Raw genomic sequence first — 12,238 nt, 5'->3', positions numbered from 1 at the left:
GGACATCAAATTAGTGCAACAGCAATGCACGGAAGTAGTGGTTTACCACTCGCACACCGCCGGAGGCCAACATGGCGAAACCCAACGAACTGCTCGCGGCATCCCTGGCTGAGCTGAGGGGAGTGACGCAGAACGGCACCCGATCGGTGGTGAAATCGGAAGAGCTCAGCCGTGTCCACCGGGAACGACTACAGGACAATGGGTTCCTCGAAGAAATTATGAAGGGCTGGCTTGCGGTGAACTCGCGACCGTCGGCCAACAACAGGATCGATGCGGCCTGGAGCACAGTCTACTGGGAGTTCGTTGCCAGGTATCTCGACGACCGCTTCGCGGGTGAATGGCGGTTGTCCGCGGAGGCATCCGTGGCTCTATGGTCCGAAAATCATTCCATTCCCGGGCAGGTCATCGTCAGAAGCTCTAAGGCGAATAATCAACTTGTGAAACTACCGAGCAATACGTCGCTCTATCTGCTGCGCTCAAAGGAAAACGAGCCCGCCGAGATGAGACAGCGATTGAGATTGATGCCGATGGAGGAGGCGATCTGCAACCTGTCGCCGGAGTCGTGGAGAACGTCAGCGACCGATGTCGTCGCCGTCATTGGCTCAATCCGCGGAACAAGCACGCTGCTGCAATACCTCCTGGACGGCGGCCGGAGCCACGTTGGCGGTCGCATCGCGGGAGCCCTGCGCCATCTCGGCAGGACAAGGGACGCGGACACGATCATCAAGACGCTGGAATCGGCCGGCTACAACCCGCACGAGGACAACCCTTTCGACCCTGCAGTCGATCTGGTCACGCTGGATGCGCGACGAACTCAGGCGCCGTGCGCTACCCGGATCAAGAACCTCTGGGCGAAAATGGGGAAAGACGCCCTCAATCACATCGGATTCGAGCAAGTGCGTATTAACGACCGTGACGGATATATCGCGGACATTGATGAGCGTTATGTGGCAGACGCCCTGAACTCGCTTTCGATCGAGGGTTACGAGGTGTCGGAAGAGCTGATCCAGAGGGTACAGGACGGTCAATGGAAACCGGACGAGGACGCGCAGGACCACGAGACCAAGAACGCGCTCGCCGCCAAGGGATACAGACTGGCTTTTGAGGAGGTGCGCGGTGACATCAGGAAGATCCTTGATGGAGCACCTACCGGCGAACTGCTCGAGGCACGGCACCAGGATTGGTTCCGAGCCATGTTCAGCCCTTCGGTAAACGCGGGTATCATCAAGGCGCACCAACTCGCGGGTTACCGATCGCACAATGTGTATCTGCGGGGATCCTCGCATGTCCCCTTACCGCCGCGTGCAATCGCCGACGCCATGGACGCACTGTTCGAGAGCATTTCGGAGGAATCCGATGCGCGCGTGAAGGCAATCCTCGCCCCGTTCCTATTCACCTACATTCATCCATTCCCGGACGGAAACGGGAGGATAGCGCGCTTCATGATGAACGCCCTGCTGGCCGAAAGCGGAGCGCCGTGGACCGTCATACCTGTCGCGCGCCGTGACGAGTACATGAACGCCCTTAAGGAGGCGAGCCAGCACGAAAACATCGTGCCTCTCACGAACTTTGTCTCCGAGCTGGTCGACGCGCCACCACCACCTGCGGGAGCTACGGCGGCGCGCAAAGACAACTAGACCTCGACGCTCACCGAAAATGCACGATCAGCTGACGTTGACTTGAGGGTTTTCTACTGTCTGACACAACGTCTGGAAGTCCGCTTATCAGTTGCTCTATTCGTTCGTCTCGACAGGTCACGTCTGTCGCTGCCGCGGCGATCGCTTCAGCACATCCGACGCTTCGACGCCCAGTGCCGTCGCTAAGCGATTCGTCGTGGCGATGAAGGCCTGCCCCGACAATCGATTACCATATTCCGCGACCGAACCGTCGAAAGGCACTTCCGCCTCAAGCCCCGCCAGCAGCGCTAACAGGAGCTTTTTGAGACGATCCTTCAAGCTGTTTTTCATTTACCCATCCCTTGATTTGCGATGTAGGCGCGCCAGCCTCCGAGTTCCGTTATCTCGCGCGCACCTTCGAGGGCATGAGCTTCGCAGAGAAAACCGGAAGTTTGGGAACCGTCATCGAGAGTTACCTTGCCGATGCCGAGCGGGGCCGGGATGTTCTGCACAAAACGCCCGAAAGCCTCCGGCGTCACTTTCCAGACCTCAACTTCGAGCCCTTTGCCGGCAAAGCCCGGTTGGCGGATTAGGCCCGGTTTCGGCGGTACGGTATCGGGCAGGACGAACAGGCGGTAATCCGGCGCAGTACGACAGGATTTGACGCGCTTGCCGCCTGGTCGGGTCAGTTCGTGGTTGAGGGGCATGCCGGTGAGATGCGCCCCGACGACGACGATCGGCACCAAGCCGTCATCGGCCTGCGGCACGCGGCTTGCCTCGGGGATTGGCGCCAGGCGATCCTTGCCCATCCCCGCGTTCAAGGTGCGATGCATAGCGTCGGCGAAGGGGGCGAGGGCGTCGTCGGTAAACGCCGGCCCGACCAGTGTCACGCCGGCCGGCAGATGGCCGTCTGCGTCGAAGCCGGCCGGAACGGCGATCGCCGCACAGTCGAGCAGATTGACGAAGTTGGTGTACCGACCGAAATGGCCGTTCTTGGCGATCGGATCCGCCGTCATTTCTTCAACCGTATAAGTGGTCGGCGAGGTCGGCAACATCAGGATATCAGCCTTCTCCCACTCCTTTCCGGTCTTTTGGCGCAATGCTTCGAGCTTATATCTGCCACCGAAGGCAGCGACCGCGTCATAGGCTTTCGCGCCCTCGATGATTGTGCGAACCGTCGGGTCGAAGTCACTCGCGTTGGTGACAAGAAAGTCCTTGACCGCAGCCAGCCGTTCGGCAACCCAAGGACCGTTGTAGAGCAGTTCGGCGGCCTCCCGGAACGGCGCGTAGTCAAAGGGAACGATGGTGGCGCCCAGTGCTCGCGCCCTTTCGATTGCCGCATCATAGAGAGCCTCGACGTGCCTGTTGCCGAAGAATTCCCGTTCGGCTGTGTCGAGCACGCCGATGCGCAAACCGGAGGTGGGCAGGTTGGTGGGCGACGCCTTACGCGAGAACGGATCGGCGGCATCGTACCCTTCCATCACCTTGCGGATCGTGACGCCGTCGCCGACCGTTGCGGCAAAGACGGTGACGACATCGACGCTGCGGCAGGCAGGCACCACGCCGACATTCGGCACCAGCCCCGGTGTCGGCTTGATTCCGACGAGGTTATTGAAGGCAGCTGGTATGCGGCCAGAGCCAGCCGTGTCGGTGCCGAGCGCGAAGCTCGCCAGGCCCGAGGCGACGGCAACTGCCGAGCCCGAGCTCGATCCCCCCGAAACATAATCCTTGTCGAAGACCGAGCGCGGCGCGCCATGCGGCGAGCGCGTACCGTTCAGGCCGGTCGCGAACTGGTCGAGATTGGTCTTGCCGATCACGATCGCGCCTGCCGCCCGCAGCCTTGCAACGACTGTTGCGTCATAGTCAGGCTGATAGGCGAAGGCAGGGCAGGCGGCCGTGGTCGGCAGACCCGCCACGTCGATATTGTCCTTTACGGCAAAGGGAATGCCCCAAAGTGGCAGGCTGTTTGGCGCCGGCGCCCGTTCCATCAGAGCGCGTGCTTCGGTGCGCAATGCTTCCTCGGGTGTCGGCGTGATGAAAATTGCCGGATCCGTCGAAGCTGCCTGACGGGCAATAACGGTCTCGATAACGTCGAGCGGGCTTTGACCAGCCGCATAGGCTGACCGAAGGCTTGTCAGATCAAGAATGGTCGGCAGCATGGATCAGCACTCCTCCAAAACAACGATGATATCGCCCGCGTTGACGTTTCGTCCGGGCCCGGCGCGCAGGTCGCGGACGCGGCCCGGTGCATGTGCGGTGACGTTGATTTCCATCTTCATGGATTCGATGATTGCGAGCGTGTCGCCGGCCGCGACCGGCGCGCCCGGCTCGACCAGAAGTTTCCAGATATTGCCGGGCACTGCGCTGGCAACGCCGAAGCAGCCTTCGGGAATATCCCCATCCGGGCTTTCGCCGGTTCCTTCGTCCATGACGAAGCTGTCGAGGCCCGCCGCTTTCCAGCGCTCGCGCTCCGCATCAAAGGCAGCCTGCTGGCTTGCCTTGAAGCTCCCGATCGAAGTGGCATTCGCCCGCAACTCCCTCTCATAGGCGCCATAGGAGAACTCCGTCTCCTCGATCCTGACGGGATAGCCGCCATGCGGGAAGGCGCTGCGGGCTTGCGCCAGTTCCTGGTGACTGACTGGGAAAAAGCGGATCTGATCGAAGAAATCGAGCAACCACGGCTTGTCCTTCGCGAAAACCGGCGTCTGCCGCCAGGTGTTCCACACCTGGATGGTGCGGCCGAAGAGCTGGTAGCCGCCGGGTCCTTCCATGCCATAGATGCACATATAGGCCCCGCCGATACCGACGGCATTTTCCGGCGTCCAGGTGCGGGCTGGATTGTACTTCGTCGTCACCAGCCTGTGGCGCGGATCGACCGGTGTGGCGACCGGCGCGCCGAGATAGACGTCGCCGAGGCCGAGCACGAGATAGCTGGCATCGAAGACGACGTCGCGCACCGCCTGTTCGTCCGCCAGCCCGTTGATGCGGCGGATGAACTCGATGTTATCAGGGCACCAGGGCGCATTTGGCCGGACGAGCTCCTGATACTTGCGCATGGCAAGTTCGGCATCCGGATCGTTCCAGGAGAGCGGCAGATGCACGATGCGGCTCGGCACTTTGACGTCTTGCGCCGCCGGCAGGCTCGCCTCGATCTCGGCCAGCAGGCCGAGGAGGCGGTTGCGGGGCAGCGCCGTGCCGTCATAGTGGATCTGTAGCGAACGGATGCCGGGCGTGAGATCAATGATCCCGGGCAGGCGCGCCTGCGATACGGCCTGCATTAAGAGATGCACCCTCAGCCGCAGGGCGATATCGAGCGTCATCGGCCCGTATTCGACCAGCAGATTGTCATCGCCCTGGCGGCGGTAGACGACCGAGACAGGCCCGTCGTGGCGGTGGCCGACGATCGGCGATCCTGTTTCTTCCTTCGCACGATGCACCGCTGGACCGGCAATCGGATCTTCAGGTCGCATGACGGGATGGAAGCGGATGCGATCACCGGGTTTGAACTGCCCCATCTTCCATTGTTCGTCACGGGCAATCACCGCTGGGCAGACGAAGCCGCCAAGGCTCGGCCCGTCAGGCCCGAGGATAATCGGCATGTCACCGGTGAAATCGATCGCGCCGACCGCATAGGCATTGTCGTGCAGGTTGGAGGGATGAAGACCGGCCTCGCCGCCATCGCTGCGCGCCCATTTCGGTGCGGGACCGATCAGGCGCACACCGGTGCGGGCGCTGTTGAAATGCACCTCATAGCTCGTCGAGAACAAGGTCTCGATATCGCCGTCCTGAAAGAAATCAGGAGCGCCGTGCGGACCGTAAAGAACGCCGACATCCCATTCGCGCGTCAACTCCACCGGATCGGTAGCCGGCTTCGACGGTTCGGCGGCGGCGTGCCGGGCAAGGCGCAGCACATGGCCGGCTTTCAGCGTGCCGGTGGCATTGCCGCCGAACTGGCCGAGGCCGAAGGTGGCGCGCGAGCCGAGAACGACGGGAGCAGCAAAACCACCTGCAACAGCGAGATAAGCCCGCTGCCCCGGCCCGGAGATGCTACCGATCGAGAGTGTCTGGCCGGCGCGGATGGTCGCCGCTTCGTCATGGGACAGCCTTACACCATCGACGCTCATCGCCATCCTGGCACCGGCAAGCGCGACCAGCGTATCCTTATGGAATTTCAGGACAGGACCGGAGACCGTCAGCTCTAGCGCCGCGACCATGTCGTCGTTGCCGACAAGACGGTTGGCATGACGGAACGAACGCTCGTCCATCGGGCCGCTCGGCGGCACGCCGACATGCCAGAGGCCAAGCCGGCCCGGCAGTTCCTGAATGCTCGACTGTGCGCCGGGCGCGATCACCTCGACGACGTCAGGCACGAAGGAAAAGTCGCGCAGCGCCGTCGTCGCCACCTTACCGCTCGCGAGGAGCTCGGAGCTGGCAATGGCGCGAAGATAGTCGAGATTGGTCTCGATGCCCGATATCGACGTGCCGGCAAGTGCCGTCTTCAGCTTCTCGATTGCCGTTCGACGATCCTCGGCGCAGACGATGACCTTGGCGAGCATCGGATCGTAGAAGGGCGTCACTTCCGTCCCGGTCTCGATCCAGGCGTCGATGCGGGCATCCTCAGGAAAGGCGACCTCGGTTAGCAGGCCGGCACTTGGGCGGAAATCGGCATGCGGCATCTCGGCATAGACGCGTACTTCGATGGCCGCCCCCTTCGCCTGCAGAGCCTCGGCGCCCGAGAGCAGGTCCTCGCCTGCGGCCTGGCGGATCATCCATTCGACGAGGTCGATACCGAAAACGGCCTCCGTCACGGGATGCTCGACCTGCAGGCGGGTATTGACCTCGAGGAAATAGAACTCCTCACGCAGGGGATCGTAGATGAACTCGACCGTGCCCGCGGATTCGTAGGAGACGGCAGTGCCAAGGTTGACGGCTGCCCTGTGCAGACTGGCGCGGGTTTCGACCGAAAGGCCGGGAGCAGGGGTCTCCTCGACCACCTTCTGGTTTCGCCGCTGCAACGAGCAGTCTCGCTCGCCAAGTGCAATTACCTTGCCCTTGCCATCGCCGAAGATCTGTACTTCGACATGCCGTGCCTTCGCCACGAAGCGTTCGATATAGACGCGCGCATCGCCGAAGCTTGCCCGCGCGGTGCGCTGCACGCTTTCGAACGAAGCCTTGAGGCCCGCTGGATCGGCGCAGAGCTGCATGCCGATGCCGCCGCCGCCAGCGGTACTCTTCAGCATGACGGGATAGCCGATCGTCTCTGCCGCCGAAAGCGCTTCTTCGGCGCTCGAGAGTAGGCCGGTGCCGGGCAGGAGCGGTACGCAGCTCGCTTCGGCGAGTTCGCGTGCTGTATGCTTGAGACCGAAAGCAGCAAGGTGCTCGGGTCGGGGGCCGATGAAGGCGATGCCTTCGGCGGCGAGGCGCTCGGCAAAGCCGATATTTTCCGACAGGAAACCGTAGCCTGGATGCACTGCCTCCGCCCCCGTCGCCTTGCAGGCAGCGATGACGGCCTCGACATTGAGATAGCTTTCGCTGGCCGGTGCCGGCCCGAGGCGAACGGCTTCATCGGCCATCATCGCGGGCTTGGCGAAACGGTCGGCATCGGAATAGACGGCGACCGAGGCAATGCCCATCCGCCGTAGGGTCTTCATGACCCGGATGGCGATTTCGCCCCGGTTGGCAATCAGGACTTTCTTGAACATGCTCAGTCCTCGCCATCCCAGATCAAGACCCGGATCGGCGTCGGATCGAAGCCGTTACAGGGGTTGTTGATCTGCGGGCAATTGGAGATGATGCAGAGCACGTCCATCTGGGCGACGAGCTCGACATGATCGCCCGGTGCGGAAATGCCGTCGACGATCGTCATCTCGCCATTGGGCTTGATCGGCACATTCATGAAGAAGTTGATGTTCGGTACGATATCGCGCTTGCTCATCCCGTGTTTGCTGACTTCGAGAACGAAGTTGTCGCGGCAGGCATGCAGGTATTTCGTTCCGTGACCGAAGCGCACGGTGTTGCTCTCGCAGGAGCAGGCACCGGCCGAAGTGTCGTGGCGGCCGCAGCTGTCGGCCGTCATGGTCAGCATGACATTACCTTCATTCGACATGATCTTCGTGCCGATACCGACATAGGCGCTACCCTGCACGCGCATGGTATCCTGGTTGGAATAGCGCTCCGAGAAATCATCGGCCCGGTAGAAGAGCGTGTCGATTGCCTGTTGGCCGTAGCTATCCTCGATCCGGATCGTCTGACCCTTGCGAACGATGCCGGACCATGGGGCTTCCGCCGCAATGAAGTGATCCTGCAGGGCACTTTCGACGCTGCGGGCGGGAGAAGTCTGGATGAAATCGGACATCATCGTCTCCTCAGGCCTGCATCAGGGCGTTGTTTTCAAAACCGCGCAGGGCTTCGGCCGTCGCCGTGCGGCAAAGATCATCCGCAGCCGGGACCGGGGCCTTGTAGCGGGTGATGACAACCGGCTTCGGCTGGTAGGTGAGATCGGGATCAAGCGGATGCGGGCAATTGGAAAAGCCGACCAGCATGTCCATCTCCGCGCGCAGCTCGACATAGTCGCCGCTCTTGGAGCGCTTGCCATGCCAGCCGAAGCCGCCGGCCTCGGCGAGGCGCACCGGCGCGAAGAGACTGAGGATGCCGGGTATGTCGCGGCGGTCGAGGCCGAGCTTGACGGCGGCGAGGATCAGGTTATCGCGGGTGTTGCGTGTCTTTTCGCCCGGATATTTCGCCGCGTTCGAGGCAGCCGTCGAACCGCCCATAAGGCAGTCATGGGCGCCAGAACTGTCCTCTATGATCGAGAACATGACGCGGCCCATGTCGGAGAAGATCACACGCCCCTTGCCGAGGGCCGTCGTCCACTGGACTTTGGCGGTATCGACGAGATTGATCCGCTCGCTGGTGTCGGCGGCATTCCAGGCGACGAGCGCCACTGTGGAATTGCCTTCAGCCTGATCGATGCGGATCGCTTCCCCACGCAACAGCTTCGTCGACCAGTACCAGCCGCCCGGGACAGTCTCCTGGTGGATAACGGCGGCCGCGGCGATGGCCGGCGCCGGCAGCGGGCTCGGGTCGGGCAGGGCCCTGGGGGCGAATTCCAGCCCCTTCTTCTGATGCTCCTCATAGCGCGCGCGATTTGCGGCGATTTCCACGGGCGAGCGTCTCACATGCATCATTGCATCTCTCCTGGCGGTGCCAGGTCGTCCCGGCGGTGCCCCATGGAAGCGACCGGGCCGTCCCGGTCGGGGCTGAAGACTGGCGACTGTCCGGCAAGGCGCGGCGGCCAGATGGAAATATCTTTGGTGATGGTCGCGCCGTAACGCTCCTTCTCCTCCGGCCGGTCGCGGCGTCGCTCGAAGGCGACGACGCGGCTTGCAAGCGTGAAGGCTTCGCGCATGTCGTGGGTAACCATGATCACGGTCATCTGCGTTTCGTGCCAGAGCCGCTTCATCAGCGTGTGGATTTCATGACGGATGCCGGGATCGAGTGCGCCGAAGGGCTCGTCGAGCAAAAGCACCTTCGGCTTCATGATGAGCGCCTGGGCAAGCGCGAGGCGCTGCTGCATACCGCCGGAAAGCTGGGCTGGATATTTGCCTTCGCAGCCGGCGAGGCCGACATCGGCGATCAGCTGGCGTGCTTCCTCAATGACGTTGCGGCGTGCGGTGCCGAAGAGTTTGGCCTTATATCGCGCGGCGGAAAATTCCTTGCCGAGCAACACATTGCCGAGCACGGTCAGATGCGGAAAGACGGAATAGCGCTGGAAGACGACGCCACGATCCGGTCCCGGTTCCGCTGGTAGAGGCTCGCCGTCGAGCAGGATTTTTCCCTTCGTCGGCTGCTCCTGGCCGAGCAGCATGCGCAGGAAGGTGCTCTTTCCGCAGCCGGAGGGGCCGACAAGGGCAACGAAGGCGCGCGAGGCGACGGTCAGGGATACGTCCTCGAGCACGATCTGGTCGCCGTATTCCTTCCAGACTCTTTCGACCTTCAGTTCGCTCATGCCTGCTTCTCCAGTTCCGACCAAGGGAAGACGGCGATGCGCAGGCGATCGAGCAGCGCGTTCATGACAACGGCAATCAGGGTAATCCAGACGACATAAGGGAAGATGATGTCCATCGAGAGATAGCGGCGGACGAGGAAGATGCGGTAGCCGAGGCCGGAATCCGAGGAGATCGCTTCGGCTGCGATCAGGAAGAGCCAGGCTGGACCAAGCTGCAGTCTGAGGCAGGTGATCAGCCGCGGCAGGATCTGCGGCAGCACGACACGCAGGCCGATCTGCCACGAGGAGCCGCCGAGCGTCTCGGCCTTGACGATCTGCTCGCGAGGCAATTCCAGCGCCTTCAGCGCCAGATCGCGGATTATTGTCGGCGCGACACCGATGACGATCAGGGCGATCTTCGACGTTTCGCCGAGCCCCAGGACGATGAACAGGATCGGCAGGAGCGCGAGCGGCGGTACCATGGAAATGACGGCGATGAACGGCGCGAGCAGTGCTCTGAGATAGGGAAGCATGCCGATCAGCATGCCAATCAGGAGCGCGATTGCCGTCGAGATGCTGAGGCCTGAGAGCAGCCGTATCAGGCTTGCTGCGGTGTCCGACCATAGCAAAAATTCGCCGGTGCGCTGGTCGGCGACGAAGGCCAGACGGTTGATCGCATCGGCAAAGCCGGCAAGGCTCGGCAAAAGCTTGTCATTGGCGTTTTGCGCCAGTCGCGCGGCCGAGCCGAAGACATAGGCAAGGGCCAGCAGCACGAAGGGCAGCAGCATCAAGGCAAACTGCGCGCCACGGCTCGGCCTCGTGTTGATCCAACGCATGGGAATGCTCCGCTGGTAAAGGGGAGGAGGCGCCGGCAAACCGCGCCTCCTGTTGCGGTCAGAGCGAACCGTCGGCGGCTGCCTTCATGTAGGTCTCCGTGAAGCGCAGCTTCACATTGCCGCTGTCGCCCAGAACCTTGCCGTCGGGCATTTCGATGCCGATGACGTCGGCAGACGGCGCGCCATTGCCGAGAAGGCCCTTCTCGAAGAGGAAGTTGCGCACCAGATCCATGGTCTTCGGCAGGCTGGGCGAGGCGGTGAAGGCAACGGCGTCAGCCGGTTTGTCGAAGAGCTTGGTGGCGGCAAGCTGGGTTTCGAAACCGGCCAGATCGGTGCCGGACGCCGAGCCCATCGCCTCGCGGGCTGCCTTGCCTTCCGCGGTATCGGCGCGCAGTAGGGCGGCCGTCTCATACCAGATGCCGGCAAGCGCCTTGCCGAAATTCGGATTGTCCTTCAGCACGCCGCTATTGGCGACCATCAGGTCGATGATCTCGCCCGGCACCTGTGAGCTGTCGAAGACCTTCCTGGCGGTCGGATCTTCCAGGATCGTCGACACCAGCGGGTTCCAGGTGACGACGGCGGTGACATCGGGCGTCTTGTAGGCGGCAACCATGTCGGCATCGGACGTGTTGACCACCTTCACGTCGCGCTCCGTCAGCTTGACGCCTTCGAGTGCGCGGGCAAGGAGATAGTGCGAGACGGAGAATTCAACGAGGTTGACGTTCTGGCCCTTGATATCGGCAAGGCTTGCCTTGTCCTTCAGGATGACCGCGTCATTGCCGTTCGAGAAGTCGCCGACGATGACGGCGGTTGTATCGACGCCGCCGGCGGCCGGGATCGACAGTCCGTCCATATTGGTCAGCGTCACGGCATCAAAGGCGCCCGCCGTATACTGGTTCATCGACTCCACGTAGTCGTTGAACTGCGTGACATCGATCTTGATGCCGTACTTGTCGGCCCATTTCTTGACGATGCCGTGATCGGCGGCATAGCCCCACGGCATCCAGCCGACATAGATAGACCACGCCACCTTGAATTCGGTTTTCTGCGCGGCCTTGGCGATGGAGCCAAATCCCAGCGCCAACGAAGCGGAGAGGGCGGTGATGGAAAGGATCTTCGAAAAAGTCTGCATTGAAATTCCCCTTTTGCTTTTCTTCAAAAGGGATCGGCAATGACCATCGTGCCGCCAATCCCTTGGCTTACGAGGTCTCCCGGGCTTTTGTCCCGCCGTGCACCCGACGGGATTTCTCCCCCGCCGACGGCAGCTCTCGGACCAGCACGCTCTTGAAGCGCCGGAACCCTAGCCACCAACTCACCATTTTCGAAGCAAGAGGTGTGCCAAATTATAAATTATTGATTTTTATCACTTCTGGGCCCAGGGCGATTCACGACTGTGTACACTCGGCGGCAAATGCCTAATGTTTGAGCAAGAATTGGCCAGCGCCGCGCATCTTATCAGTCGCGCATCGTGCGGGCGCATCAGCATGCAGCAGACAAGGTCAAAGGGGGCAGATGCTCAGGCCCTGGGTTGGTCTCGGGGCGGATTGAGCACCAAAATCCATGCAAGTGCAATATAAACGGGAATAAGAATAATCTTACAATCCATCTCTTGACAATCATTTTCGCGTTAAACTAGCAACAGGAAGGGTTCCGTGGCGAACAGGACGGGAGAGACGCGGGGTGAGGCTGTATGACGGAAGAATACCAGATAATGGTGCGCGATAATGCCATTGGCGGTAGGACCTTTGCCGCTAATGCTAACCGCTATTAGCGCCTATTTTTATGCACTCTACGCGATA

Annotated in this window: 9 protein-coding genes and 1 riboswitch; of the genes, 1 reads left to right on the top strand and 8 read right to left on the bottom strand. The window is 61.7% G+C overall.

The genetic code is table 11. From position 1 onward, the window contains the following. Positions 1-71 precede the first annotated feature (71 nt). Positions 72-1,637, top strand: coding sequence for a Fic family protein (locus FHX09_RS22640; protein WP_184450693.1), 1,566 nt, complete (start codon positions 72-74; stop codon positions 1,635-1,637). Positions 1,638-1,754: 117 nt separating this feature from the next. On the opposite strand, the gene FHX09_RS22635 is transcribed toward FHX09_RS22640, so the two are convergent. Genes FHX09_RS22635 through FHX09_RS22600 form a run of 8 tightly spaced genes read right to left on the bottom strand, consistent with a single transcriptional unit; the run spans position 1,755 to position 11,571 of the window. Continuing rightward, on the bottom strand, positions 1,755-1,955 hold the full coding sequence (locus FHX09_RS22635; protein WP_184450692.1) for a hypothetical protein: 201 nt from the start codon (positions 1,953-1,955) through the stop codon (positions 1,755-1,757). An 8-nt stretch (positions 1,956-1,963) separates the two neighbouring features. Then, positions 1,964-3,775: an allophanate hydrolase gene (atzF, locus tag FHX09_RS22630; protein WP_184450691.1), complete on the bottom strand. Its 1,812-nt coding sequence runs from the start codon at positions 3,773-3,775 to the stop codon at positions 1,964-1,966. 3 nt (positions 3,776-3,778) lie between these two features. Continuing rightward, positions 3,779-7,318, bottom strand: coding sequence for an urea carboxylase (gene uca / locus FHX09_RS22625; protein WP_184450690.1), 3,540 nt, complete (start codon positions 7,316-7,318; stop codon positions 3,779-3,781). Positions 7,319-7,320: 2 nt separating this feature from the next. After that, a complete protein-coding gene (locus FHX09_RS22620) occupies positions 7,321-7,971 on the bottom strand; it encodes an urea amidolyase associated protein UAAP2 (protein WP_184450689.1) in 651 nt (216 codons plus the stop codon). Between the two features lie 10 nt (positions 7,972-7,981). Continuing rightward, on the bottom strand, positions 7,982-8,803 hold the full coding sequence (locus FHX09_RS22615; protein ID WP_184450688.1) for an urea amidolyase associated protein UAAP1: 822 nt from the start codon (positions 8,801-8,803) through the stop codon (positions 7,982-7,984). Further along, the gene (locus FHX09_RS22610; protein ID WP_184450687.1) at positions 8,800-9,624 is read right to left on the bottom strand and encodes an ABC transporter ATP-binding protein; all 825 of its coding nucleotides are present in this window, start codon (positions 9,622-9,624) and stop codon (positions 8,800-8,802) included. Before FHX09_RS22610 ends, FHX09_RS22615 begins: the two co-directional genes overlap by 4 nt. Further along, positions 9,621-10,439, bottom strand: coding sequence for an ABC transporter permease subunit (locus tag FHX09_RS22605; protein ID WP_132593798.1), 819 nt, complete (start codon positions 10,437-10,439; stop codon positions 9,621-9,623). The genes FHX09_RS22610 and FHX09_RS22605 overlap by 4 nt, the downstream gene beginning before the upstream one ends. Positions 10,440-10,497: 58 nt before the next feature. Further along, positions 10,498-11,571, bottom strand: coding sequence for a putative urea ABC transporter substrate-binding protein (locus FHX09_RS22600; protein ID WP_183721896.1), 1,074 nt, complete (start codon positions 11,569-11,571; stop codon positions 10,498-10,500). A gap of 74 nt (positions 11,572-11,645) precedes the next feature. Next, a riboswitch (guanidine-I (ykkC/yxkD leader) is annotated at positions 11,646-11,754 on the bottom strand. Positions 11,755-12,238 lie beyond the last annotated feature (484 nt).

The organism is Rhizobium sp. BK538, assembly GCF_014197575.1.
Taxonomy (GTDB): domain Bacteria; phylum Pseudomonadota; class Alphaproteobacteria; order Rhizobiales; family Rhizobiaceae; genus Rhizobium.
This window is presented reverse-complemented; position numbering and strand designations above follow the sequence as displayed.